The sequence below is a fragment of the Sphingomonas psychrotolerans genome (assembly GCF_002796605.1).
In the GTDB taxonomy this organism is placed as follows: Bacteria; Pseudomonadota; Alphaproteobacteria; order Sphingomonadales; family Sphingomonadaceae; genus Sphingomonas; species Sphingomonas psychrotolerans.
This window is the reverse complement of the sequence record NZ_CP024923.1, coordinates 318191-341968: the sequence shown is the minus strand read 5'-3', so window position 1 is coordinate 341968 and position 23778 is coordinate 318191. Positions and strand designations below refer to the sequence as shown.

Annotated in this window: 24 protein-coding genes; 10 read left to right on the top strand and 14 right to left on the bottom strand. The window is 65.3% G+C overall.

The features are described from left to right. Positions 1–51: 51 nt before the first annotated feature. The 3 genes from CVN68_RS01575 (at position 52) to CVN68_RS01565 (ending at position 3243) form a co-directional block, all read left to right on the top strand. On the top strand, positions 52–474 hold the full coding sequence (locus tag CVN68_RS01575; RefSeq protein ID WP_233503515.1) for a MarR family winged helix-turn-helix transcriptional regulator: 423 nt from the start codon (positions 52–54) through the stop codon (positions 472–474). Further along, the gene (locus CVN68_RS01570) at positions 467–1573 is read left to right on the top strand and encodes an HlyD family secretion protein (RefSeq protein WP_100280648.1); all 1107 of its coding nucleotides are present in this window, start codon (positions 467–469) and stop codon (positions 1571–1573) included. Before CVN68_RS01575 ends, CVN68_RS01570 begins: the two co-directional genes overlap by 8 nt. A 107-nt stretch (positions 1574–1680) precedes the next feature. Then, on the top strand, positions 1681–3243 hold the full coding sequence (locus tag CVN68_RS01565) for a DHA2 family efflux MFS transporter permease subunit (RefSeq protein ID WP_100280647.1): 1563 nt from the start codon (positions 1681–1683) through the stop codon (positions 3241–3243). A 586-nt stretch (positions 3244–3829) separates the two neighbouring features. On the opposite strand, the gene CVN68_RS01560 is transcribed toward CVN68_RS01565, so the two are convergent. Then, a complete protein-coding gene (locus CVN68_RS01560; RefSeq protein WP_100280646.1) occupies positions 3830–4858 on the bottom strand; it encodes an aspartate-semialdehyde dehydrogenase in 1029 nt (342 codons plus the stop codon). Positions 4859–5119: 261 nt separating this feature from the next. Then, complete coding sequence (locus tag CVN68_RS01555) at positions 5120–5362, bottom strand: hypothetical protein (protein ID WP_100280645.1); 243 nt, start codon at positions 5360–5362, stop codon at positions 5120–5122. Between the two features lie 84 nt (positions 5363–5446). On the opposite strand from CVN68_RS01555, the gene CVN68_RS01550 reads away from it, so the two are divergent. Together CVN68_RS01550 and CVN68_RS01545 are read left to right on the top strand one after the other, a co-directional pair. After that, on the top strand, positions 5447–6601 hold the full coding sequence (locus CVN68_RS01550) for an aminotransferase (protein ID WP_100280644.1): 1155 nt from the start codon (positions 5447–5449) through the stop codon (positions 6599–6601). Positions 6602–6680: 79 nt separating this feature from the next. Then, positions 6681–7346, top strand: a complete 666-nt coding sequence (locus CVN68_RS01545; protein WP_158298651.1) for a hypothetical protein — start codon at positions 6681–6683, stop codon at positions 7344–7346. Here CVN68_RS01545 and mtnA read toward each other — a convergent pair. Genes mtnA through CVN68_RS01520 form a run of 5 tightly spaced genes read right to left on the bottom strand, consistent with a single transcriptional unit; the run spans position 7339 to position 10975 of the window. Then, positions 7339–8385 (bottom strand): S-methyl-5-thioribose-1-phosphate isomerase, encoded by a 1047-nt coding sequence (gene mtnA / locus CVN68_RS01540; RefSeq protein WP_100280642.1) that lies wholly within the window; start codon positions 8383–8385, stop codon positions 7339–7341. The two genes, CVN68_RS01545 and mtnA, sit on opposite strands and share 8 nt — an antisense overlap. Beyond that, the gene (gene mtnC / locus CVN68_RS01535) at positions 8382–9011 is read right to left on the bottom strand and encodes an acireductone synthase (protein ID WP_100280641.1); all 630 of its coding nucleotides are present in this window, start codon (positions 9009–9011) and stop codon (positions 8382–8384) included. Before mtnC ends, mtnA begins: the two co-directional genes overlap by 4 nt. Then, positions 9011–9550, bottom strand: a complete 540-nt coding sequence (locus tag CVN68_RS01530; protein ID WP_100280640.1) for a 1,2-dihydroxy-3-keto-5-methylthiopentene dioxygenase — start codon at positions 9548–9550, stop codon at positions 9011–9013. The genes mtnC and CVN68_RS01530 overlap by 1 nt, the downstream gene beginning before the upstream one ends. After that, positions 9547–10179 (bottom strand): methylthioribulose 1-phosphate dehydratase, encoded by a 633-nt coding sequence (locus CVN68_RS01525; RefSeq protein WP_100280639.1) that lies wholly within the window; start codon positions 10177–10179, stop codon positions 9547–9549. Before CVN68_RS01525 ends, CVN68_RS01530 begins: the two co-directional genes overlap by 4 nt. Positions 10180–10225: 46 nt before the next feature. Beyond that, positions 10226–10975, bottom strand: a complete 750-nt coding sequence (locus tag CVN68_RS01520) for a L,D-transpeptidase family protein (protein WP_233503514.1) — start codon at positions 10973–10975, stop codon at positions 10226–10228. 291 nt (positions 10976–11266) lie between these two features. On the opposite strand from CVN68_RS01520, the gene CVN68_RS01515 reads away from it, so the two are divergent. Beyond that, positions 11267–11920, top strand: a complete 654-nt coding sequence (locus tag CVN68_RS01515) for a murein L,D-transpeptidase catalytic domain family protein (RefSeq protein WP_100284147.1) — start codon at positions 11267–11269, stop codon at positions 11918–11920. Between the two features lie 11 nt (positions 11921–11931). Here the strand turns inward: CVN68_RS01515 and CVN68_RS01510 are convergent, their stop codons facing one another. Then, positions 11932–13308: a glycoside hydrolase family 88/105 protein gene (locus tag CVN68_RS01510; RefSeq protein ID WP_199560177.1), complete on the bottom strand. Its 1377-nt coding sequence runs from the start codon at positions 13306–13308 to the stop codon at positions 11932–11934. A gap of 236 nt (positions 13309–13544) precedes the next feature. On the opposite strand from CVN68_RS01510, the gene CVN68_RS01505 reads away from it, so the two are divergent. Both CVN68_RS01505 and CVN68_RS01500 read left to right on the top strand, forming a co-directional pair. After that, positions 13545–14048, top strand: coding sequence for a CinA family protein (locus CVN68_RS01505; RefSeq protein WP_100280638.1), 504 nt, complete (start codon positions 13545–13547; stop codon positions 14046–14048). Then, positions 14048–16096, top strand: a complete 2049-nt coding sequence (locus tag CVN68_RS01500; RefSeq protein WP_100280637.1) for an NAD(+) synthase — start codon at positions 14048–14050, stop codon at positions 16094–16096. The genes CVN68_RS01505 and CVN68_RS01500 overlap by 1 nt, the downstream gene beginning before the upstream one ends. Here CVN68_RS01500 and CVN68_RS01495 read toward each other — a convergent pair. The 5 genes from CVN68_RS01495 to CVN68_RS01475 all read right to left on the bottom strand — a co-directional run bounded on the left by CVN68_RS01495 (position 16093) and on the right by CVN68_RS01475 (position 22040). Next, positions 16093–17694: a response regulator gene (locus CVN68_RS01495; RefSeq protein ID WP_100280636.1), complete on the bottom strand. Its 1602-nt coding sequence runs from the start codon at positions 17692–17694 to the stop codon at positions 16093–16095. The two genes, CVN68_RS01500 and CVN68_RS01495, sit on opposite strands and share 4 nt — an antisense overlap. Positions 17695–17792: 98 nt before the next feature. Then, positions 17793–18818 (bottom strand): oxidoreductase, encoded by a 1026-nt coding sequence (locus tag CVN68_RS01490; RefSeq protein ID WP_100280635.1) that lies wholly within the window; start codon positions 18816–18818, stop codon positions 17793–17795. Positions 18819–18955: 137 nt separating this feature from the next. Beyond that, positions 18956–20314, bottom strand: a complete 1359-nt coding sequence (locus tag CVN68_RS01485) for a Gfo/Idh/MocA family protein (RefSeq protein ID WP_100280634.1) — start codon at positions 20312–20314, stop codon at positions 18956–18958. Between the two features lie 109 nt (positions 20315–20423). Then, positions 20424–21584 (bottom strand): Gfo/Idh/MocA family protein, encoded by a 1161-nt coding sequence (locus tag CVN68_RS01480; RefSeq protein ID WP_100280633.1) that lies wholly within the window; start codon positions 21582–21584, stop codon positions 20424–20426. Positions 21585–21593: 9 nt separating this feature from the next. Further along, entirely contained in the window at positions 21594–22040 is a 447-nt protein-coding gene (locus CVN68_RS01475; RefSeq protein WP_100280632.1) for a cupin domain-containing protein, read from the bottom strand. Positions 22041–22353: 313 nt separating this feature from the next. Here CVN68_RS01475 and CVN68_RS01470 point away from each other — a divergent pair, with 313 nt between their 5' ends. After that, a complete protein-coding gene (locus CVN68_RS01470; protein WP_100280631.1) occupies positions 22354–22776 on the top strand; it encodes a hypothetical protein in 423 nt (140 codons plus the stop codon). Between the two features lie 137 nt (positions 22777–22913). Continuing rightward, positions 22914–23285 (top strand): DUF7674 family protein, encoded by a 372-nt coding sequence (locus CVN68_RS01465; protein WP_100280630.1) that lies wholly within the window; start codon positions 22914–22916, stop codon positions 23283–23285. A gap of 120 nt (positions 23286–23405) precedes the next feature. Here CVN68_RS01465 and CVN68_RS01460 read toward each other — a convergent pair whose 3' ends face one another. Further along, positions 23406–23729, bottom strand: a complete 324-nt coding sequence (locus CVN68_RS01460; RefSeq protein WP_100280629.1) for a hypothetical protein — start codon at positions 23727–23729, stop codon at positions 23406–23408. Positions 23730–23778: the final 49 nt, after the last annotated feature.

Genomic DNA, 23778 nt, shown 5'->3' with positions numbered 1-23778 from the left:
TATGAGCCTGCTTACTATATGTATGTCATGCCCGAAAGCCTCGGATTTCTGATGAGCGACGTCTCGCGCCTGATGCGCCGCCGCTTCGATGAGCGCGCGCGCAAGAGCGGCGCGACGGGCGCGCAATGGCGAACGCTCAAGATCCTCGAACGACATGAGGGTCTAAACCAGGGACAGATCGCCGAGTTGCTCGAAGTCGAGCCGATCACCTGCTGCCGGATGATCGACCGGCTCGAGGAAGCCGAACTGGTCGAACGCCGCCGCGACCCCACCGACCGCCGCGCGTGGCAGATCTATCTGACCGACAAGGCCCGCCCGGTGCTCGCCGAGCTCCACGATATCGCCGGCGAGATGATCGAAGCGGCGCTTCACGGCTTGGACGCTGCACAGCGCGACGCGCTGATCGCGTCGCTCAACATCATCCGATCGAACATGACCCAGACCCACGCAAGCAAAGAGGCGGCCAATGGCTGAGGCTGATCCCAGGATCGAAAGGGCGACCGCCGAGCCGGTCACGCTCGAACCCGCACCGGCGGCGCCGGCGTCCGAAAACGTGGAAGTGCGCGCCAAACGCAGCTGGCTGCGTCCGCTGCTGCTGTTCGGTGTGCCGATCGTCATTCTCGGTGTGGTCGGCTTCTTCTGGCTGACCTCGGGCCGCTTCGCCTCGACCGACAATGCCTATGTCCAGCAGGACAAGGTCTCGGTCTCGGCGGAAGTCGCCGGCCGCATCGTCAAGGTCGCGGTCCGCGAGAACCAGCGCGTCAAGAAGGGCGACCTTCTGTTCGAGATCGACTCCGCGCCCTATCGCATCGCCGTCGCCCAGGCCGATGCCGCGATCGCCAACGCGCAGGTCGAGCTCCAGACGCTCAGGACCAGCTATGCTGGCACCGGCGCCGACATTCAGGCCGCGCGCGATCGCATCGCGCAGGCACAGGAAGACTATGCGCGTCAGGCCGAGCTGATGAAGCGCGGCTTCACCACGCGAGTCAATTTCCAAGCGGCCGAGCATTCGGTTGAGCAGGCCCGTGCCGCGCTGCAGAACGCCGAGGCGGACGCGGCCGAGGCCCGCTCGAAGCTCGCCACCGGCGCCGCGGTGCCCGGCGAGAACCCCCAGATCGCCGCCGCCCGCGTCCAGCGCGAACAGGCGTTGCTCAACCTCAGCCGCACCAGAGTCTACGCTCCCGCCGACGGCGTGGTCAGTCAGGCCGACCGCCTGCAGGTAGGGCAGCAGATGATGACCGGATTGCCTGCCGTGACCATCGTCACCAGCGAGCTTTCGTGGGTCGAGGCGAATTTCAAGGAAACCGATCTCAACAGGATGCGCGTCGGCCAATGCGCCGAGGTGCGCTTCGATGCGTATCCCGGGCTCAAGCTCAGGGGTCATGTCGCGTCGATCGGCGCGGGCACGGGTTCGGAATTCTCGGTGCTTCCCGCGCAGAACGCCAACGGCAATTGGGTCAAGGTCACCCAGCGTGTGCCGGTGCGCCTCGCAATCGACGAGAAGAGCCCGCGTCCGCTGATCGCCGGCCTGTCATCCGACGTCGAGGTCGATCTCCAGAATCAGTGCAGATGAACTGAACATCCGCCTCCCCGTTCGCGGGGAGGGGAATGCGGGTGGGTGTCGAGCCTTGTAGCGTACCGGCGCGGCACCCACTCAAAAAACCAGCGAAGAGTGATTGAATGGCCACCGCCCAGCCAAAGCCGACGCCCGGCGTCGCCGCGCTTCCCGTCGCCAATCGCGGGCTGCTGACCTTCGGCGTGATGCTGGCGACGATCATGCAGATCCTCGATACGACAATCGCCAACGTCGCGCTGCCGCACATGCAGACATCGCTCGGCGCGACCGCCGACACCGTCACCTGGGTGCTGACCAGCTACATCGTCGCGTCGGCGATCGCGATTCCGATCACCGGCTGGCTCTCGGACCGGATCGGCTCGCGCAATCTGTTCCTGCTCTCCACCGTCGGCTTCATCATCGCCTCGGCCTTGTGCGGCATGGCCCAGAATCTCGAGCAGATGGTAGCGTTCCGCTTGCTCCAGGGCGTCTCCGCCGCCTTCATGAACCCGCTCAGCCAGACGGTGATGCTCGACATCAATCCGCCCGAGCGCCAGGCCAAGGCGATGTCGATCTGGGGCATGGGGATCATGGTCGGGCCGATCATGGGTCCGGTGATCGGCGGCTGGCTGACCGACAATTTCAACTGGCGCTGGGTATTCTACGTCAATCTGCCTTTGGGCGTGATCTGCATCGCACTCCTGTGGTGGCTGCTACCCTCGCGGCCAGTGCGCAAACGCCAGTTCGACATCTTCGGCTTCTCGATGCTCTCGCTCGGCATCGCCGGGCTCCAGCTGGTGCTCGATCGCGGCCAGACCGAAGACTGGTTCCAGTCGACCGAAGTGTGGATCGAGATGCTCATCGCGATCATCGCCTTCTGGATGTTCACGGTGCACATGTTCACTGCGAAGAACCCGATGTTCGACCGCGATCTGTGGAAGAACCGCAACCTCGTCACTGCGGTGCTGTTCATGCTGGTGATCGGCCTGGTGATGATGGCGACGATGGCGCTGCTGCCGCCGATGCTCCAGACGCTCTACGGCCATTCGGTGTTCGACACCGGCGTGCTGCTGATGCCGCGCGGCGTCGGCGTGGTGCTGACGATGGCGATTTCGGCGCAGCTCGTGCAGCGCGGCCTCGATCCGCGTTGGCTGGTCGGCACCGGCTTCATGATCGCCGCGCTCTCTTTATGGGAGATGACGCACTGGTCGCTCGAGATGGATTCGACTCCGGTCATCCTCTCGGGGTTCATCCAGGGACTCGGCCTCGGGATGATCTTCATGCCGCTCCAGGGCATGGCCTTCGCCACTCTGCCGCCGCAATACCGCACCGAAGGCTCGAGCCTGATGAATCTGACGCGCAACATCGGCGCGTCGGTGGGCATCTCGCTGGTGACGACGATACTTTCGCGTAGCATCCAGACCAGCCACGCCGCGCTGGCGCCCAACATTTCGGCACAGACGTTCGACGGGCTCGATCCCGGCTTCCTTCAGGCTTTGGGCGGCGTCGGCCAGACCGCCTATGCGATGGCCGATGCCGAGATCAACCGTCAGGCGATGATGATCGGCTATCTCAACGATTTCTGGGGAATGGCGATCGTGACGGCGCTGTCGATCCCGCTGGTGATCTTCCTCCGCCGCCCGAAGGGTCCGGCCGAGAAGCCCGATCCGGCAGCGGCGGGGCACTAAGGCGGGGCGATTTCACTCGGCCCCGAGCCACGCGATCCAATCATCATCCATTCCGGTCCTTCATCCTTGCAATGTAGGATTTCGTCTGCTTGCCTCATTCCCTCGTCACCCCGGCCCTGAGACGGGGTCCCGCTGCCTTTCGTCGAGCAGAAGAAGCGGGATCCCGGCTCAAGGCCGGGACGACTGTATTTTTCCACCGTTGTCGAGCTCTCCGCCTGAGGGATGGTCGGTCTCGCCACGGGCTCTTTGACATCGTCGGCCCGATCTCTCTCCAGGATGGCGTCAACGCGCATGGCGCGTGACTGACGCGTAGGTGCCGCGAACAGGCGCGCCCGGCGCCCCGCGTCAACCACGCCACGAATTTTATCGTTGAGTATGACGTATCAACGCCGCGCGAAAAACCCGACATCGTGTCAAGCTAGTGTCAACTTCTAGATCGCGTATTTCGCCCGCTGTGGCCGGCTGAATCGCATTCGCCTCGTCGTCGCCGATGAAGCGCTCGGCTTTCGGGTCCCAATGTCACTCGCCCGGCGACAAACGCCAGCGAGTCAAGCATGCGCCCCGGCGCGAAGCCGGGGCACAGGAATCAGGCCGCCTTCTTCAGGTGCCGTCGGCCCAGCAGCTCGGCGATCTGCACGGCGTTGAGCGCTGCGCCCTTGCGGAGATTGTCGCTGACACACCACAGGCTCAGCCCGTTCTCGACGGTCGAATCCTCGCGGACGCGGCTGATGAAGGTGGCGAATTCGCCGACGCATTCGATCGGCGTGATGTATCCGCCGTCCTCATGCTTGTCGATCAGCATGACGCCGGGCGCCTCGCGCAGGATGCTCTTGGCCTGGGCCGCCGAGATCTCGTCCTCGAATTCGATGTTGATCGCTTCCGAATGGCCGACGAACACCGGCACGCGCACGCACGTCGCGGTCACCTTGATCTTCGGGTCGAGGATCTTCTTGGTCTCGACCACCATCTTCCATTCTTCCTTGGTCGAACCGTCGTCGAGGAAGCTATCGATGTGCGGGATCACGTTGAACGCGATCTGCTTGGTGAACTTGCTCGGCGTCGCCGGATCGCCGACGAAGATGTTGCGGCTCTGCTCGAACAGCTCGTCCATGCCGGCCTTGCCCGCACCGGAAACCGATTGATAGGTCGCGACGACGACGCGCTTGATCTTCGCGGCGTCGTGGAGCGGCTTGAGGGCCACGACCATCTGCGCGGTCGAGCAGTTCGGGTTCGCGATGATGTTGCGCTTCTTGTAGCCGTCGATCGCCTCGGGGTTCACTTCGGGGACGATCAGCGGCACGTCCGGGTCCATCCGGTAGAGCGAGGCATTGTCGATCACCGTGCAGCCGGCCGCGGCGAAACGGGGCGCGTGCAGCTTCGAGCCTTCCGAGCCGATCGCGAACAGCGCCATGTCCCAGCCCGTCGGGTCGAAATGGTCGATATTCTGGACCTTATACTGTTTTCCGGTCTCACCAAAATCGACCATGTCGCCTTGGCTGCGCGCCGAGGCTAGCACCGCCAGCTCGTCGATCGGGAATTCCCGCTCGGCAAGGATGTTCAGCATTTCACGCCCGACATTGCCGGTGGCGCCAGCGACCACGACACGGTAGCCCATTTTCGTCCTTCCATCAGGATCGTCGCACGATCGGCGACGAGCGGTTCATTGGTGGTAGATGTGGCGGAATGCCAGTGCATTCCAGTTGCTTCGCCGCAAAGCTCCGCTTCGCGCGCGCCTGAGGCTCAGGCGCGTTTGGTAATTCGCGTGGTAGTTCGCGGTTTTCGAAGCATAAGCGCGCCCCTAACAGACCGAATGCTGCGTGGCGAGGCTATTTTGCGAAAAAATGTGTCGGGGCGGATACCGCCCCGACCGTATCGTTTACTTGCTGTCTTTGCGGTTGCCCCGCCAGAACAGCAGCCCTGCGACGATCGCGGCCGAGCCGACGCCGACCGCCGCGCCGATGCCGAGCTGGCGTGACGTAGGACCGACGCGGCGCTGCTTCGCCGCAGCCATTTCGCGCACGATCGCTACGGTCTCATTGTCCTGGGCGTGGTCGTGTGGCGGTTCCGCGATCGGATAGGGCGACTGGTTTTCGGCGGGGACAGGCGGCTTCTTGCTCATGATCTTCCTTACTGATGCGCCATGCTTCAACGAGCCGCTAATGCGGCGGTTGCGTGGTTGGTTGCAAGCGGTCACAAGCCGGGCATGAATCCGCTCTACGCGCAGATGGGCACGACGATCTTCGAGGCGATGTCGGCCCGGGCACGCGAAACCGGCGCGATCAACCTCGGCCAGGGGTTCGCCGACGGGCGCGGCCCCGAAGCGGTTCTCGAGGCGGCGGCACGCGCATTGCTGGAGAAATCCAACCAATATCCGCCGATGGCCGGACTGCCCGAACTGCGTGAGGCAGTCGCCGACCATTATGTCCGCCATCAGGGCCTCGATCTCGCGCCGGAGGAAGTGATCGTCACCTCGGGCGCCACCGAGGCACTCGCCGCCGCCTTGTTCGCGCTGATCGAGCCCGGCGACGAAGTCCTGCTCTTCCAGCCGCTCTACGACGCCTATGTGCCTCTGGTCCGCCAAGCCGGCGGCGTCCCGCGCTTCGTCCGGCTCGAACCGCCGCACTGGCGGATCGATATCGCGGCGCTCGAAGCGGCGATCACCCCGCGCACCCGGCTGCTGGTGCTCAACAACCCCCTCAACCCCGCCGCCACGATGTGCAGCGCCGAGGAGCTGGCGACGCTGGCGGCATTCTGTGCCGCACATGATCTGGTGGCGGTGTGCGACGAGGTGTGGGAGCATGTCACTTTCGACGGCGCGCGCCATCTGCCGCTGATCGGCTTTCCCGGCATGCGCGAGCGCACGGTCAAGATCGGCAGCGCGGGCAAGATCTTCGCGCTCACCGGGTTCAAGGTCGGCTGGATGTGCGCCGCGCCGCCGCTCGCCCGCGTGCTCGCCCGCGCGCACCAGTTCCTCACCTTCACCACTCCGCCCAACCTGCAATGGGCAGTGGCCGAGGGCCTCGCGACGCAGGACGCGTGGGTGCAGGAAGCGCGCCACCGCTTCCAGCAGGGCCGCGACCGGCTCGCGGTCGGCCTGGCCGCGGCCGGGCTCGCGGTGCTGCCGAGCGCGGCGACCTATTTCCTATCGGTCGATCTCGCTGCCTCCGGAATCGCGCTCGACGATCGGAGCTTCTGCGATCGGCTGGTCGAAGCCGGCGTCGTCGCGATCCCGGTCTCGGCTTTCTATGCCGAGGCGCCGGTGACGCACGTCGTGCGCTTCTGCTTCGTCAAGGAAGACGCGACGCTCGACGCAGCCATTGCACGCATTATCGCAGCCCGGGACACGCTTGGTCGGTAGCCAGCACCGGTTCGTCGTCGCAACAGCAACCCTTGTCTACCGGAGCCGTTCGCCAGCGGGGCAACCAGGAGTTGCAAACATGCGAGCATATCAAATTATCATGCAGGGCGCCGGCATCGCGGCGCTGCTGGTCGCGACGCCGTCGCTCGCCCAGAGCCGGATCGATCGCGCACGCACCGCGGTCGCCGAAGCCACCGCCAGAGTCGACGCCGCCGAAAAGGCGGGTGCGGCGACCTATGCCGCCGAGACGATGGCACGGGCACAGGAGTCGCTGCGCGTCGCGCGCGACCAGCTGGCCCGCGACCATCGCGATTCGACGATCAACGAGGCCCGCCGCGCGTCGATGCTCGCCGATGAGGCATTGACCACCGCCGAGCGCAACAAGACGCAAGCTGCCTCGGCCGAGCGCGACGCGCGTCTCAATGCCGAGGCACAAGCCAGCGCCGAAGCCAGCCAGCGCGCAGTTGCCCAGGATGCGGCAGCGGCTGCCGAAACTCGGGCGGCGCAGGCGCAGCAGGCTGCGGCCAGCTCGGCCGCGGCCGCGGAAGCAGCCGCAGCGCGCGCCGCGGCGGCCCAGCAAGCGAGCGCCACGGTGACCACGGTCGAGCAGACCACCGCGCCGGCGCGCAGCTATTCGAGCCCGCGCAAGAAGACGACGGTCCGCAAGACCACCCGCAAGGTAAACCCCGCGCGTCCGGCGACGACTACGACCACCACGACCACAGTCGAGACCGGGCCTAACTGACGCTGACGAGAACCCCGCGCTCGGTGATGTACCCGGTCACCAGCCGCGCGGGGGTGACGTCGAAGGCCGGGTTGGCGGCGGGCGAATCGGTGATCTTGACGGTCGCCATCCCGCCCGCCGCCGGCCCCGTCAGCCGGGTCAGTTCCTCGGGAGCGCGCTCTTCGATCGGCACATCGGCACCCGTAGGAGTCGCTGGATCGAAGGTCGTGTAGGGCAGTGCGACATAGAAGGGTACGTTGTTGTCCGCCGCCGCAAGCGCCTTCAGATAGGTGCCGATCTTGTTGCAAACGTCGCCATTGGCGGTGACCCGATCGGTCCCGACGATCACTGCGTCGACCTTGCCCTGCATCATCAATAGCCCGCCGGCATTGTCGGCGATGACGGTGTGCGCCACTCCGTGATTGGCGAGCTCGAACGCAGTTAGCAGCGCACCCTGGTTGCGCGGCCGCGTCTCGTCGACCCAGACATGCACCGGAATGCCGGCGTCGTGCGCGAGATAGATCGGCGCGGTCGCGGTGCCATAGTCGACCGTCGCCAGCCAGCCGGCGTTGCAATGGGTGAGGATGTTGAGCGGACGATCCGGATTGGCAGCGTGAAGGGTCCGAAGGAGCGCCAGCCCATGCTCCCCGATCGCGCGGCACAGGGCCGCATCCTCTTCGCAGATCGCACCGGCACGCGCGAACGCAGCGTCGGCGCGTTGCGGCTCGGGTAGCGCCGCGACTGCGGTCCGAACTTCATCGAGCGCCCAGCGCAGATTGACCGCCGTCGGCCGCGTCGCGAGCAGTGCCTGATAGGTACGCGAAAGGCTCGCATCGCCCGGATCGTCTGCCAGCGCCATCGCCAGTCCATAAGCAGCGGTGGCGCCGATCATCGGGGCGCCGCGGGTCCACATCTCGTGGATCGCCACCGCCGCCGCTTCGGCGCTTCTTAGCTCGACCCAGCGCACTTCCCACGGCAGCAGCCGCTGATCGAGGATGCGCACGCCCTTGCCGTCCGCCGTGCGCGCAATCGATCGCCGATGCTGGCCCTCGAGAATCACGGCAGCACCTCCCCGAGACTCCGCACCTCGCCCCCACCCTCCCGGGCGATCAGCAGCGCCTGCAACCCCGCCGCATGGGCGGCGTCGACTTCCGCCTGGACGTCCGACACGAACAGGATCGCGCCGGGCGCCAGCCCGAGCGCAGCCGTGATCACTCTGTAGGACCCCGCCTCTTGCTTCGGCCCGCTGGTCGTGTCGAAATAGCCGGCAATCAGAGGGGTCAGATCCCCCTCGATCGAATGGCGAAACAGCAATTTCTGCGCCGCGATCGAGCCCGAGGAATAGATATGCACTGCGATCCCCGCTCCCCGCCAGCGCCGCAGTGCGACGGGCGTGTCGGGATAGACATGTCCCTTGAGCGTCCCGTCGGCATAGCCCTCCGCCCAGATCATTCCCTGCAGCGTCTTGAGCGGCGTTGCCTTGCGGTCATCGTCGATCCATCGGAGCAACGTCGCTACCGGATCATCGCCGGGCACTTCGGCGAGGATCGGCGCCACTGCATCGGCATGCCTCGCCACGAAATCGCGCAGATGCGCCCGCGCATAGGGAAACAAGACTTCCGAGACGAAGGCGATGCTGCTCGTCGTCCCCTCGATGTCGAGCAGGACCGCGCCGATCTCCGGCATCAGGCCGGTTCGTGCCTGGGAAAGCGATCGGCGATCGCGTCGCCGGTGAAGTTCGCGACCCAGCCCGCGGGATCGACGAACAGCCGGATCGCAGTGAAGCGCGGGCTCGGCCCCATGTCGAACCAGTGCCGCATTCCCGCGGGCACCGAGATCAAATCGCCTTCCCGGCAAAGCACCGCATATACCCGGTCCTCGTCACGCAGGGTGAACAGCCCCTCCCCCTCGACGAAGAAGCGCACTTCGTCCTCCGAATGGCGATGTTCGGACAGGAACTTGCTCCTCAGCGTCCCGCATTCGGGATGATCGGGCGTCATCCGGATCACATCGACCGCGCGATAGCCGTTCTCCGCCTTGAGCCGCCCCACCTCGGACGCAAACGCCGCGAGCACCGCCTGCTGCGCAGCCCCGGCGGGAAGCGCCCGCGACGGCCATTGCTCGAAGCGTACTCCGATCGTTGCGAGCGCCCCGGCGATGCGCGCCGGTTCTTCGGTCTCGAGCACGGGCTCGCCGTCGAGCGTGTAAACGGTGAGCTGCGTCATCGCGACAATGCCTTCCTGAAATTCCGTTCGGCAAGCTCGGCCGCGATCAGCCACTCGGTCGCCTCGAGCACGCGCTCCGCTTCGTCGAGATCCTTGCCCCAGGCATAGAGCCCATGGCTGCGGATCAGATAGGCCGGCGTCGCGCCCGGCGCGGTCAGCGCAGGACGTACCCTCGCTTCGATCTCGGCCATGTCTTGACTGTTGTCGATCATCGGCAGTCGCATCTCGCCTTCGTGCGATGCCACGCCGGGAAATGCCTTGAGCATCTCGTGCCCGCGAAACACCCATTCGCCGGCCTCGCTCGCAGCACGACTGAGGCCCACCGCCTGCGGCGAATGGCCGTGCAGCACCGCCCCGGCCTCGGGGAACATCCGATAGAGCGCAAGATGGAGCGCGGTCTCGGCCGAGGGCTTGCCCGACGTCAGTCCCTGCCCCGCCGCATCGACTCGCATGATACCGTCAGGGTCCAATCGCCCCTTGTGCGTGCCCGAGACGGTAACCGCGAAACTGCCGTCATCGAGCCGCGCCGAGTAATTGCCCGATGTCGCCGGCGCCCAGCCGCGCGCATCGAGCCGCCGTCCGATTGCGATCAGCGCCGGCACGGCCTCGGCAAAGTGGATCCCCGTCATGCCGCCCGTCTAGCGCACGACTATGACGGATTGCAGAAGGTTTTGCTTAGCGCGAGCCGCGCGCGCCCAGGGCTTGGCCCGCAGGCGGTCCGCCGCCCATCGTCAGCACCTCATAGGCGCCGCCCGCCAGATTCTGCGTCTCTGCGGCGAGCAGCGGCGCCGGCGGCGTATAGCTGGTCACCGAGGTGCGGAGGCTGCGGGTGTCCGCCATCAGCATTGGCTCGCGTAGCAGATGTGGCTGATAAAGCGGCGCGTCGGCCACATCGTCGACTACCAATACCGTCCCGCCCATCGCGGTCAGATCGAAAAGCTGGCGCGCAAATGCCTTGGGGAGCCGGATGCAGCCATGCGAGGCGGGATAGCCCGGCAACACACCGGCATGGAGCGCAATGCCACCCCAGGTGAGCCGCTGCATATGGGGCATCGGCGCATTGCTGTAGAGATTGGAGCGGTGGAACACCTTCTTCTCGAGAATGGTGAATTCGCCGAGCGGCGTCTCATAGCCCGGCGATCCGGTCGAGACGGTCGTGACTCCGGCCAGCCTGTCGCCCTGATAGACCAAGGCCTGTTGCTGGCGGATCGCCACGACGACCCGCACCGGCGAGTCCGTGCGCGTGCTCGCTTTCACCAGCTCAGGCGTTTCGAACCAGATCGACTGGCCGGGTTTCAGCTGCGGTATCGCCGGCTGGCTCGCTGCCGCGCGCGGATCGGCGCTGGCTGGCACTGCAGGAACGAACGCCAGTGCGGCCATCATCAACAGTGCGCGCACGCCAGGGATCATCATCGTCTTCCTCATGCCGCGGGAGCTCGCACCCATATCTTAAATATTATTAACCTATTTTGCCAGCGACCGCGAATCGGGCCTCGTCGACGCGGGCCCGGCAAAGTTTAGTTCCCCATCGGCGGCATAACCGGGTGAAATGGGCAGCGATTGCGGTGAGTTGCCCAGCGTGGGGCGGACGTTCACCCCATATCAAAGCTAAGCTTGGTACAAAGACCGGGCATAATGGCGGGTAGCGGGTAACCAGTGACGGACACTCTCGATTCGGTGCAGACGCGCCGCGCGCTGATCAGGTCGGCGTTTGTGATGGCCAGCGGCGCGGCGGTTTCGGCCTGCGCGACGCGGACCTTGAATCTCGCGAGCGCGCCGGCGCCGATCGTCCCGGTGCCTGCGCCCGTTCCGATCCCGGCTGCGCCAAGGGTGGCGAAGGCGACCCCCAGGGCGCCCGGCAATATCCGTCCCGAACTGTTCAAGCGCGCAGTCGCTGCGCTCGACCGGCATTCGATCCGCGTGCCTTCGCACGATCGAATCGCCATCGCCGATTTCGCGACTCCGTCCTATCGGCCGCGTTTTCACATCGTGAATCTCGGCAGCGGCGAAGTGCAGAGCTTCCTCGTCGCGCACGGCATCGGTTCGGATCCCGAACATACCGGGCTGCTCCACAGCTTCTCGAATGCGATCAACTCGGAGGCGACCAGCGAAGGTGCGTTCCTCACCGCCGATTATTATATCGGCAAGCACGGCGATTCGCAGCGCCTGCTCGGGCTCGATCCGACCAACAATAACGCCTTCGATCGCGCGATCGTGGTCCATTCGGCGTGGTATTCGAATGCCGACATGGTCGCGAAGCACGGCAAGCTCGGCCGCAGCCAGGGCTGTTTCGCAGTGGGCGAGAACGAACTCGCCAAGGTGTTCGAGCGCCTCGGCCCCGGCCGGATGATCTATTCCGCCAAGGTCTGACGCGGCGGCTTTCATCGGAATAGAAGGTTCTCGCGAGGGCCGGCGGCGTCCTTGCGCAGCAGCGCGATGATTTCGGCACCCGCCAGCAGCACTGGCCCGTAGCCATGCGCCGCCCGGACGTGGCGCGGGCGGAAGTAATAGAATGCCGGATCGAAGGCCATGCCGGTGCCGACGCACACGTCCTCCACTTCGCCGGCCGCGTTGACCTTGGTGCCCACTGCATTCCACGCGAGCACGGCCACAGGCGCATAAACCCGCCGATCTAGCCAGCCGCGATTGACCGCGCGGGCCAGTGCATAGGCATACATGGCGGAGGCGGAGGTCTCGAGATAGCTGTCGGGCCGATCCAGCAATTGATGCCACAGCCCCGTCCCCGACTGAACCCGGGCGAGGCCGGCCGCGTGGGCGCGCAGTTGCCCGAGGATCGCCGCGCGGCCGGAATGGTCCACCGGCAGCACCTCTAGCAGTTCGATCGTCGCCATGATCGCCCAGCCATTGGCGCGTCCCCAGAAGAAGCTGGGATGCGGGTCCATGCCGGCGACCCAGCCGTGTCGGTAGAGCCCTGTCTCGGACACGAACATGCGCCGCGAGAATTGCAGGATCTGGCGCACCGCATCGTCGAAATAACGCCGCTCGCTGGTCAGCGCCCCCATTTGCGCGAGTGCGGGGACGCTCATGTAGAGATCATCGAGCCACAGGCTGCTCGGCATAGGCACCTGCCGGGCGAGCGTACCGTCAGACAGGCGGAACTGCCGTTTCGAAATCCAGTCGAGATAGATGTCGATCTGCGTGCGACCTTCGGTAACCACTCCGGCACGCTGTGCCTTGATCAGTGCGGCGGCCATCGCGCCCGTATCGTCTAGCCTGTTGGGCGCCAGCATCTGGCGGACCGGCGTCCGTTCCGGATCCGTCTCCTGCCGACGATAGCGGCTCGCCGCACTCACCACGGCGCCAAGCCGATCCGCGACATAGCCCGTGTAACGCGCGTCTCCGGTAACAGTGCCGGCGAGAAGCGCGCCCGAATAAGTGACGCCCCACTCGTAGCTGGTGAGGCGATAGGCCGAGGCAAAGCGGCTGCCCGGCGCGAGCGCCTCGTCCGGCTCCTGTTCCCTGCCGGCGGCGCCGATCAGCTTGGTCGAGGTCTCGCGATCGATATAGCCAAGCACGCGGTCCATCACCGCCTTGACCGCCGCCTCCGCGGGCCGACCATAGGGAACCGGATAGGCCGGCTTGAGCCGCGTGGGAGCATCGGCGACATCCGTTACCAAATCGCGATGCATCCCGCCGGCAGGTCCGGCGAGCTGTGCTTCGGCGGCGGGAGCCACCAGCACGAAGGAAACCGCAACGGTCAATGGCAGGACGATGGTTCCGAGCGAGGCGTTCGGCATGTTCCCCTCCAAGATTTCCGGCAATGCTGCCGGCTTCGGTAAATTCAATCTTTGGCACCTGGTGCCATATGACGGCACCACGATCCTGAGCCGAACACAAACTGCAATCGCGAACACCGGAGGGCAACCCCGCGAACGGAGGACCCGCACGCCTTAGAACCCTGCCGCTCTCGCGAGGCAACCATCCGCTCCGCGCCGGGTTGGCATTATCCCGTGCCCCGGACTAGGACCATTGCATGACCGAAACGCTTTCGCCGGTCCTCCCCGATGAGGTCGACGCCGCCGCGCGCAAGCTGCTCGAGCGTGCCTGTGACAAAGATCTGTCGATCGCCACCGCGGAAAGCTGCACTGGCGGTCTGCTCGCCTCGCTGTTCACCGATGTCGAGGGCGCGAGCCACGCGTTCGAACGGGGCTTCGTCGTCTATACCAACGAAGCCAAGGCCGAGATGCTCGGAATCGCTCCCGAGCTGATCGAAGCCGAAGGCGCCGTCAGCGAAGCCGTGGCACGGCGCATGGCCGAGGGCGCATTGCGCTTCAGCAAGGCACAGGTCGCATTGTCAGTGACCGGGTTTGCCGGCGCGGGTGCGCCCGGCGACGAGCCGGGGCTGGTCCATTTCGCTTGCGCACGCGACGGTCGCCCGACCGAGCACCGCGAAGCGCATTTCGGTGACATCGGCCGCGGGCCGGTGCGAATCGAATGCCTCCGCGTCGGGCTTGAAATGCTATCGGAGGCGCTGTGATGGCGAAGTCCCACCCGTTTTTCTCGCTCCACCGCCAGGGTATGATCCGCGCGGGCGTGTGCACGCCCTCGGTTGTCGTGGGAGATCCCGCCGCCAACGCCGCCGCGACGATCGCGCTGGCGCAGCAGGGCGATGCCGAGGGCGCCGACCTGCTGGTCTTTCCCGAGCTCAACGTCACAACCTATGCGATCGACGACCTGCATTTGCAGGACGCGATCCTCGATGCGACCGAGGCGGGGATCGCCGCGATCGTCGCGGCCAGCACGAAATTGAAGCCGGTGCTGCTGGTCGGTGCGGCGCTTCGCCGCAACGGCCGGCTCTACAATTGCGCGCTGGCGATCGCTCGCGGCCGCATCCTCGGCGTGGTGCCCAAGCAGTTCCTGCCCAATTACCGCGAATATTACGAGAAACGCTGGTTCGCCTCGGGGCTGGGCCTCGCCGGACTCGATATCACTGTCGCGGGGCAAACCGCCCCATTCGGGGCCGATCTGATCTTCGCCGCGTCCGACCTCGAGGACTTCGTCTTCCACATCGAGATTTGCGAGGATTATTGGGCGCCCACCCCGCCCTCCACCGATGGGGCGCTCGCCGGCGCCCTGGTGCTGTGCAACCTCTCCGCCTCGAATATCGTGATCGGCAAGGGGCGCGAGCGCGAAATGCTCTGCGCCGCGCAATCGGCGCGGACGCTTTCGGCCTATCTCTATTCGGCCTCGGGTCCCGGCGAGAGCACCACCGATCTCGCCTGGGACGGCCAAGGCCTGATCTACGAATCCGGCGAATTGCTCGCCCGCTCCGAACGTTTCGAGCTGACCACCGAAGTGGTGTGCGCCGATCTCGATCTCGAACGGCTGCGGCTCGAGCGGATGCGCAACGGCACCTTCAACGACAGCACGCGCTACGCCAGCCATCCCGAGATGCGCTTCCGCCGCATCGCCTTCGCGCATCAGCCCGACATGGCCGATCGTGGGCTCATCCGCCCGCTACGCCGCTTCCCCTTCGTACCCAATACCCCTGCGCGGCTGGAGGAGGATTGCTACGAAGCTTTCAACATCCAGGTCGAGGGCCTTCGAAAGCGGCTCGAATCTACTGGCAGCAAGCATCTTGTGATCGGTGTCTCGGGCGGGCTCGATTCGACGCATGCGCTGATCGTCGCGTGCAAGGCGATGGACCGGCTCGGCCGGCCGCGTTCGGAGATTCTCGGCTTCACCATGCCCGGTTTCGCGACCGGGGAAGCGACGAAGGCGAATGCCTGGGCGCTGATGCGGGCGTTGGGTGTCACCGGCGAGGAAATCGACATCCGACCCACGGCGCGGCAGATGCTGGCCGATCTCGGCCATCCGTTCGCCGAAGGCCAGCCGGTCTATGACGTGACTTTCGAGAACGTTCAGGCGGGACTGCGCACCGACTATCTCTTCCGCCTCGCCAACCAGCGTCAGGGCTTCGTTGTCGGCACCGGCGACCTGTCCGAGCTGGCGCTCGGCTGGTGCACTTATGGCGTCGGCGATCAGATGAGCCATTATGGCGTCAATGCGGGGGTTCCGAAGACACTGATACAATATCTTATCCGCTGGACCTTGCAGACCGGTCAGTTCGCCGACGATGCCGCCACCACGCTGGACCAGATACTGAACACGGAGATCTCGCCCGAACTCGTCCCCGCGGACGCCGACGGCAAGATGCAGAGTACGCAGGACCGCATCGGCCCCTATGAGCTCCACGATTTCTTCCTCCATTACGTGGTCCGCCACGGTCTGCGCCCCTCGAAGATCGCCTTTCTCGCCTGGCATGCATGGCGGGATCGCGAAGCCGGACTGTGGCCGATCGGCTTCGAGGCGGGGCGCAACGAGTACGATCTAGAGACCATCGCCAAATGGCTCGAGACCTTCCTGTTCCGCTTCTTCCAGACCAGCCAGTTCAAGCGCTCGGCCATGCCCAACGGCCCCAAGGTTTCGGCCGGCGGCGCGCTCAGCCCGCGCGGCGACTGGCGGGCGCCTTCGGACAGCGTCGCGACGACATGGATCGAGGAACTGCGCCGCGCCTTGCCCTAGCGGCGGAGCAGCCCGGCGACCTTCCGCAGCAATTCCTGCGCCTCGAAGGGTTTCCACAGCACCGCCACGCTGGCGTCGGCAACTGCGTTGAGCTTCGCGGTGTCGGCAAAGCCGGTAACGAGTACGACCGGCAGATCGGGGTGTTCCTCGCGCACCTGCCCGACGACATCGGCGCCGGTCATCCCCGGCATCGCGAAGTCGACCACCAGCAGATCGGGGCGAACGCTACGGACGAGTTCGACCCCTGCCCCGCCGTCCGCTGCCTCGCGCACCGTCGCTCCGGCCGAAATCAGCGTATCGGCCAGTGAGCCGCGCACCTGCGCGTCGTCGTCGACCAGCGCGATGGTGTATCCCGAAAGATCGATCCGGGTATCCGACCGGGCATCGTCGCCGACGATCCGCCGCGGCTGACCGGCGGCCACCCGCAAGAACAGCGTGATCGCGGTTCCCCGCCCCTCTTCGCTATCGATCGCAAGTGATCCGCCCGAGCGACGCGCCACGCCGAGCGCCATGGAAAGCCCCATGCCGGTGCCCTTCCCCGCCGCCTTGGTGGTGAAGAACGGCTCTGCCGCGCGGGCGCGCACTTCCGGTGACATGCCGACGCCGGTGTCCGACAGAATAAGTGCGACATAATCGCCGACCGGCAGCTCGGGGGACACCGCGCCGCTGCGATGCTCGGCCGAGATCGTCAACGTGCCGCCTTCGGGCATCGCATCGCGCGCGTTGAAGGCGAGGTTGAGCAGCGCCAGTTCGAGCTGGAGCGCATCCACTTCCACGTTGAGGCCGGGGTCGATCCGTTCGACTCCCACCTGGCCGAGCGGCGCCACGGCCCGCTCGAGCAAATCCTTGACTCCGCCGATCAGTTCGGTGAGCCGCACCGACTGGAGGTCGACGCGCTGCTTGCTCGAAAAGGCGAGGAGTTGCCCCGTGAGCAGCCGTCCGCGCTCGACGGCATTCAGTGCGCTAGCGCTCCAGCTGACGACGCGGTCGATATCGTCGGGCTTGCGGGCGATCAGCTCCAGATTGCCGGCAACGGCCTGCAGCAAATTGTTGAAATCGTGCGCGATGCCGCCGGTCAATTGGCCGATCGCCTCGAGCTTCTGCGACTGGAGCAACGCTGCCTCGAGATCGCGCCGATGCGCGATCTGCTCGCGAAGCTCGGCGAGTGCGGCGTCGCGCTCCTCGACGATAGCTTCCAGTTCGGCATTTGCGGCAGAGAGCTGCGCGCGCGAGGGCATCGAAATCACCTTTGAGACGAGAGGCCAGAGGGCAATCGCCGTCGCGATCGACGCAGCAGCGGTCAACCCCTTAACTATTGCCTGCAAGCCATAGAAAGGATGCCACAAAGTGACAATGCTCATTAAATGATTGAGCGAGTCCGCGGCCAGGAAAAGCGCGAAGCACCAAAACATCCAGCCGAACGCGAAATCGCGGCGGCGGCGGATCAGCACGGCGAGGCCCAGCGCGATCAAGAAATAAGCAAGCGCCAGAATCGCGTCGGCGGCGACATTCGACCATAAAAGGTCGGATCGCCAGGCCATGGCCGCCCCATGCGGCGCGTAGCTGCCATTGGACAGCGCAGCCAGAAGGCTCAGCATGCAAAATCCCTAGTCTCGGAACGCGGCCGCGGAAAGCGTTTTGTATAGACGCATCGCCACGCCGTCCCACCTAAGGGAAATGCCCGAGCCCGATCATATCAGAACGGTAACGATCGGCCCTCTGCCGCGCTCTGCCGGGACAGCTCGATGATCCTGAGGCAGGCAAGCGCATCGGCCGGGGCCACCGGCGGCGGTACCTGCTCGTAGATTGCCTGCGCGACGCCCGAATAGAAGCGCCGATAGTCGCCGCGCTCAGAAGGAACGGTTTGCTTCGATCCGTCACTGGAGACCAGCACACCATATTGCGCCGGCTCCTCGACGCCGTGGTACGGGTCGTCGGCGCGCGCGCCGGCGCGCAGCTGCGCTTCCTGCGGGTCGAGCCCATGTTTGACGAAGCTCGCTTTGGTGCCGTGAACGGCAAAGCGCGGCCTCGGCGCCGGAACGATCGAGGCCGAGGAGAGCAATGCGCGCATCCGCCCATAATGCAGCGTCAGCTCGAAATAATCGTCGACCAGCGAACCTTTGCGCTGCGCGGTGATGTCGGCGGTCACCCTTTCGGGCGGGCCGAACAGTGCGAGTGCCTGATCGATCAGATGGGGGCCAAGATCGATCAGGATACCGCCGCCCGGCCCCGCATTTTCGTGCCAGCTGTCGCGCAATGCGGGGCGGAAGCGATCCCAGCGCGCTTCATAAAGCGTGATTTCTCCGAAACTTCCCTGATCCACCAAGTTGCGCAGGGTGAGGAAGTCGCCGTCCCAGCGGCGGTTGTGGAAGACGCTCAACACCCTGCCCTTCACCTCGGCCAGCGCGATCAATGCTTCGGCCTCGGCGACGGTGTTGGCGAAGGGCTTGTCGATCACGACGTGCTTGCCCGCCTCGAGCGCGGCCCCGGCCAGCGGGAAATGCGTGTCGTTCGGAGTAGAGATCACGACCAGCGCGATATCCGGATCGACGAGCAGCGCCGCGACATCGGGCACCGCCTGCACCCCCGGATAGCGCTCCCCCACTGCGTCGGCGCGCGAAGTGACGATCGCTGCGAGCTCCAGTTCGGGCACGGCGTCGATCAGCGGAGCATGGAATGCCGAGCCGCCAAGGCCGTAGCCGATCAGTCCAGTGCGGATCATTCAGGGGTCCTTTGGCGGTTTGCACTTTCTCCGGGCGGCATAGGGAAAAGGTGGAACATGCGCACGCCGAAGTTGACACCGGCCGCGTCGAGCGTGCGCGCGTTTTGCCCGGGAACGGGGAATTTGGTCGAGCGACGCTAGATCGCGTATTTTGCGCGTTGTGGACGACGGAGCATAGCATTGGCTTCATCGTCGCCGAGGAAGCGTTCCGCCTTCGGATCCCATTTGAGCCGGCGCCCGGTCTTCATCGCGGTCCAGTGGAGCAGACAGGTCGAGCAGGCGCGGTGCCCCACCTCCGCCGGCGCGCTGACCGGCACGCTGGTCAAAATCGCGTCGAGCCAGTTGCGATGCTGCTCGGGGACCTTGAGGAGGTGCACTTCGTTGGGACCGATCACGCTGGTCAGGATCTTGGGATCGCTCGCCTGCAGCGGATCGATCTGCGGCCCGCTCGGGTCCGAAGCGGTCACCGCGCCGCTCCGCGTGACGAAGATCCAGCCCTTGTCGCCGATGAACTTCACGCCGTTGGGCAAAGCCCCCGACACGGTCATCGTCACGCCATTGGCGTAGCGGGCATGCGTCTCGAAGGCGCCATGGACGTTCCACAGGCCGCTCTTGGGGAATTCGGCCTTGCCCCAGATCTCGACCGGGCCCGAATGCTCCATGTCCATGCCCCAATGGGCGGTATCGATATGGTGCGAGCCCCAGCCGGTGATCATCCCGGCGCCATATTGCTCGATGCGCAGCCAGCCCGGCCGGTTCTCGAACGAATCCTGCGGATGCACGCCGATCTCGGTATAGGGCACTTCGGGCGTGGTGCCGAGCCACGCGTCGTAATTGAGGTTGCGCGGTACGGGCATCGCCGGCGCCTCGGGTCCCGAAGGATCGCCCGGCAACCCCACCTCGACATGGCGGAGCGTGCCGATGCGGCCGTTGCGGACCAGCTCGCAGGCGCGGTGGAATTGCGGCCACGGATCCTGCGCGCGCTGCTGCGAGCCGATCTGCACGATGCGCCCGCTCGCCTTGACCGCATCGGCCATCGCCCGGCCCTCGGCGATGGTCAGCGCGGCGGGCTTCTGGAGATAGACGTGCTTGCCCGCGCGGACCGCGTGCACCGCCTGCGGCGCATGCTGGTGATCGGGCGTGGAGATCAGGACCGCATCGATCTCCTTGTTCGCCAGCAGCTCGCGATAATCATGGTACATCCGCGTGCCGGCATAGGGCTTGCCGGTGCTGGCGGTGTAGCGCGAGTCGACCAGTTCCTTGCCCGCCCCCAGGCGGACGGTGTCGACGTCGCAGACCGCGACGATCTGGGCGTCCTTGTGCTTGTGGACTTCCTTCATGTCGTGGATGCGCGAGATGCGCCCTACGCCGATCGCGCCGATCACCACCCGGTTCGACGGCGCATTCTGGCCGAACACGCTGGCGGGGACGATCGTCGGGGCGGCCAGCGCCGCGCCGGTCTTCAGGATGCCGCGTCGGGTTGTCTCGAGAGTCATCGACTGTCCTCCTATTCCGCCGTCGTCCCGGCGAAAGCCGGGACCTCATGCCGCAGACCGTTCGCTCGCGGCCCGAGATCCCGGCGAAAGCCGGGACGACGATTGATCATCATCCCAGCTTGGGCCGGGTCGCGTTCTTCTGCGCGGTCAGCACCAGTTCGGCGGCGAGCAGCGCCTGATCCTGATCCTGCGCGATCGACGATCGCTCGACCACGTCGGTCACGAATTGCGGGCCGAACGGCAGCGGCACTTTCGAGCAATCGACATAACGCACGCCCTTCTTGTCGGTGATGAACAGGTGGTTGCCCCCCGGACGGCCCGCGACGTCGACATATTTGCGAAGCTCGATCGAGCCTTCGGTGCCGACGAGGAACAGGCGGCCGTCGCCCCAGGTCGGCAGGCCATCCGGAGTGAACCAGTCGACCCGGATATAGCCCGTCCCCCCGTTGCCGGTGGCGATCATGTCGCCGAAATCCTCGAATTTCGGCTTGTCGGGCCAATGGAGATTGCCGGTCTGCGAAGCGACGACCTGCGCCGAAGTCGAGCCGGTGTAGAACAGGAACTGATCGGCCTGGTGGCTGCCGATATCGGTGAGGATGCCGCCGTAGCGAGCCTTGTCCCAGAACCAGTCGGGGCGGCTGGGCGCGCTGACCCGGTGCGGGGCGAGATTGACCGTCTGGATCACCTTGCCGATCGCGCCCTGCGCGACGAGATCGCCGGCATGGACCGCGGCGCGCACCTCGAGCCGCTCCGAATACATGATCGCGAACTTGCGGCCGGTCTCCTTCACCGCGCGGCGGACCTCGGCGAGCTGATCGAGGCTGGTGACCGCGGGCTTGTCGCCGAGATAGTCCTTGCCGGCGCGCATCGCGCGAATGCCAAGCGGCGCGCGCAAATCGGGGATCGGCGCGCCGATGATCAGCTGGATGCCCTTGTCGCCGAGGATCTCGTCTTCGCTCTTCGCGAGCTTGACGCCGTTGCCGTAGCGCTTGCCGAACGTCTCGATCTGCTTCGGATCGGTGGCGAAGAAGGCGACCGGCGTGCCGCCGCCGCGGATCATCGCGTCGGTCATGCCATAGATATGCGCGTGATCGAGGCCGATCACGCCGAACTTGATCCGGTGCTTCGCGGTCGGTTCGGGGCCGGCGGGCGCGGCGTCGGCGGAGACGGCATTGCCCTGGCTCTGCGACTGGGCGGCGAGCAGCTCGGGCGGCAGCGCGGCGGTGATTCCGGCCAGTCCGGCGCCGGTGAGCATCGTGCGACGGTGCATATCTTCTCCTCAATTCGCGGGCGTTGCCGGCGTCTTCCAGTTGATCACGTGATAGGTCGCCGGTGTTGCACCGACATTGCGCAGCGCGTGCGGCGAATTGGAAGCGTTGAAGATCACCGAGCCGGGGCCGAGACGCTTCCAGGTCCCGCCGTTCAGCACCTCGACAATGCCTTCGCGGACGATCACCAATTCCTCATTGGGATGGGTGTGGGGGGCATGCGAGGCGAGCCCGGGATTGAGCGTGGTGACGTGCATCTCGAGCTCGTCGAGCGTCGCGGTGGGCTGGCGGACGAGATTCCGGATTGCGCCGACATCGGTGGTCTTCGCTTCCATTCTCGCCCAGTCGAACACCGCAGGGCCGAGCTTTGCGGGAGCGGTTTGCGCAGATGCGGCGATCGCCCAGCCCGACAGCGCCGCGATACCGACAATGATGGCGTCCCTCGGCGTGACCCGCATCTTATCTCTCTCCTGCCGTGCTCCCGCGGAAGCGGAAGCCAGCGTTTCAGACCGGTTCGCTTGTGATCCTGGGCGCCTGCTTTCGCAGGCGCACGAATCCGGTGGTCGCCCTCAGACTACCCAAAACTGCAGCGAATGGAACTTATTGTCCGAGAATATTGCCATCGATGCGCACGGGCGCGGAGCTTACCCTCGCCGCAGAACCGTGGAAGCGATCTCGCAAATCGCCAATAGCCGTAAGTGGTGGTTAGCGACATTGGTCGCACGAGCCCGCGCCTGTATGGCGGCGTCTAACTGAATCCCAGAGGGCTGGATGACCTTCCCAACCTATGACGCTGATTCCGACTCGATCCGCCTGAACGGCGGCGCGGCCATTATGCTCGCCCTTTTGATGAAATCGAAGTTTGGCGAGCGTTTCGATGTTGAGACGATGTTCCATCCGCAACTCCCGGGCCTGATCAACCAGCTTTACGCGGCTACGGGCCATAAGCGACCCGCGGCGGGAGAATGTTTCGACAGGATGGCCCTGCTCCAGATCGCGGAGAGGGTGCTCAAAGACAGTGTGAATATCGGATGGTGGTCGATGCGCGGCGACGAGAAGAGAGACTTCCTGCAGGGCGCCGCATCCCCCTGGATTCTGACTGCCGAGCAGCTGGAGACGATCATTCAGGACGTTGACGACGATCTCAATCGGCAGCGTGAGGTGGTCGCCCTGGCTGACCGGGAGAATATCTGAACGTCCGCAACCGGGGGATAGCCGACCGGCAGGTTTGCCGCCCCAAAAGGGAACGACAGGTTCAGGGCACCCGCGCACCAGGCCCCGCCCGAATGTCCGGGATTGCGGACGTCGGCGGATCGCTGCATCCTCAATCGATGCAGCTACCCGGCGTTCCGATCGAAGATAGCTATCTGGCCGTTGTCCCGACGCTGAAAGCGCGTTTTCCAGCATTCGCGCTTTCGGAGGAATATGTGCTGGTCGATGATTGCGACGATCTGCCAGGTGTCATCCTGGCGGCTTTCGCCCGCTACCTCGCTACCCTTGCCGCGGCTGGAACGGTCATGCCCGAACTGTCGCGCGGAATTGCCGCGATCGAAGACCTGTACGGCTCGAACGACTCGCGCATTCGGGAGGCCATTCGCGACGAGTTCATCGAAGCCTTTGACGGTTCTCCGTCCGCCGTGGATCTTGTCCGCCCGTTGCTCGGCAAGCCACTCGCGGAGGATTTCGCTCGCATTCTCCAATAGATGAACATCCGTTGGCGGATGGTAGCTGCCGTCCGCTTACCGCCGAAAGCGGGCCAACAGGTTTCGGGCAACACGCACCGCCAGCTGGGTCGGGAATGACCGCGAATGGTGAAGCGGTCGTCAGGAAATTGCCTCTGCCTCGGCGATCCACTCGCTGAGCCTATCCAGATAATATTGGCCACGCGGTTCGATACCTTCGACCAATGACGCGGCCGCGTGTGTCATATCGCGCTCACCCAGGTCTGGATCGCGGGTAAGTCTCATGATGAATCCGGACAGGCGGTGGATGAACTCGCTGGACTGGTAAAGGCGCATCGGGTCATCGGGATGATCCAGATGTGCGCCGCGCACATGGATCGTTTCCATGTGAATGGTCCGAGCGAGAACGGCGATCTTCGCCCTTGACGAGAGGGCGACGAAGGCCACGGCGATGTCCTGATGCATATATCAGGATCGCGCGATCATCGGCGGCGGTCAACGTCCGCAATTGGAG